The sequence below is a fragment of the Vibrio salilacus genome (assembly GCF_002811245.1).
Classification (GTDB): Bacteria; Pseudomonadota; Gammaproteobacteria; order Enterobacterales; family Vibrionaceae; genus Vibrio; species Vibrio salilacus.
This window is the reverse complement of the sequence record NZ_NIVQ01000084.1, coordinates 1-1,158: the sequence shown is the minus strand read 5'-3', so window position 1 is coordinate 1,158 and position 1,158 is coordinate 1. Positions and strand designations below refer to the sequence as shown.

General features: G+C 40.1%; 2 protein-coding genes. Both read left to right on the top strand.

Annotation, left to right across the window (positions count from 1 at the left end):
* The first annotated feature begins 143 nt into the window (after positions 1–143).
* Positions 144–500: a hypothetical protein gene (locus tag CDZ87_RS16890; RefSeq protein WP_100754558.1), complete on the top strand. Its 357-nt coding sequence runs from the start codon at positions 144–146 to the stop codon at positions 498–500.
* Positions 500–811 carry a hypothetical protein gene (locus CDZ87_RS16885; RefSeq protein ID WP_100754557.1) on the top strand — a complete coding sequence of 104 codons (312 nt, stop codon included), beginning with the start codon at positions 500–502 and terminating at the stop codon, positions 809–811. The genes CDZ87_RS16890 and CDZ87_RS16885 overlap by 1 nt, the downstream gene beginning before the upstream one ends.
* Positions 812–1,158 lie beyond the last annotated feature (347 nt).

The window sequence follows — 1,158 nt, the reverse complement described above, 5'->3', positions numbered from 1 at the left end:
GCAATGCGGAAAGTGAGCCAGTGCGTTTCGGGCTACTTAATTGGGCGTTATGTTTTCCCATCAATACAGTGCTTTAGGCAGGTTTTTGCCCCCAAGATTTTGGGTGTATAGTGTAACCACGAACTACGCGTTGAGGTTAAGAAATGGAGTATAGAAAAGTATCAGGTGCTGTTGCCTGCACATTGATTGCAGCGATTTCAATTTCGTCAGCATACTCATATATTGGAGATATTTGGGAAAAGGCTATTAGTTTTTCATCTTCATTATTTACGTTTTTGGTAATTGCTACCTTATTAGGTATATGGAAAGGCTACAAGCTGCTTAAGCCTCTTCAGGTGAAAGTGATTGTAATCGGTTACTTGGTATCAACAATACTAACCTATTTATATCCTTTATTTGAGTACTCGGAGCAAGTGCCGCCTTCGAATTGGTTCTTCTTGCTAGGTATTGATCTAACCGTAGCCTTTGTTGTATCGAGTCTTTTGTGGAGAAACAAGTAATGTCAGTATTAGCTCAATTGAAACCTGCTAGCCCTTTGGCGACTCTTTTAGGAAAAATGTACGGGCAAATATCAAGCAAAAATGATGCGAACAGAATATATAAAGAGCTTAGGCCGCTTTTATCTGATCTGTTAATGCAGGGGCATGCGTATAATTCACCTCAAATACAATCGATTGTTAATGTTCTGCGTGAGCTTCCTGCTTATGGTGCTCAAAGACGTAACTTCGAAAATCTGTATCTAAAAGACGAAAACACTTTACGCAAGTTACCTAAAGACCCAAACCAAATCCCAAAAGGTCATTGGCACTAAAAACATAACAAAGCATTTAAGAGTGATTCGCAACGCTTGGCAGTTTCGCTTCGCTCAAGTATAGCCAAGCGCTGCTCACACCTTAATGCAGCGTTAGTTGCCAGCGGTAAAAATGCAGCTAAATCAGAAAATTTTGGGCTAATGCATCGTGCAATTTTGCTCGTTTTTCTGTCTGGGTGTGGTTGGCTGAAATTGTGTTCGATTTTTAGTATTGTGGTTTTGTTCTGCCGTTTCAGACGCGAATTTACTTTTTGAAAGTCAGCTTTGTGACATTGTCTTTCCAAAAGGTCTTTTTGGTGCTTTTAGCCAGTTTTCTACGGCGTTGTAAGTTCCAAGTAGTTTCAGTG

Bases quoted from the DNA above. Each gene is read 5' to 3' on its own strand.
- CDZ87_RS16885 (WP_100754557.1), top strand. From the start codon at position 500: ATGTCAGTATTAGCTCAATTGAAACCTGCTAGCCCTTTGGCGACTCTT.
- CDZ87_RS16890 (WP_100754558.1), top strand. From the start codon at position 144: ATGGAGTATAGAAAAGTATCAGGTGCTGTTGCCTGCACATTGATTGCA.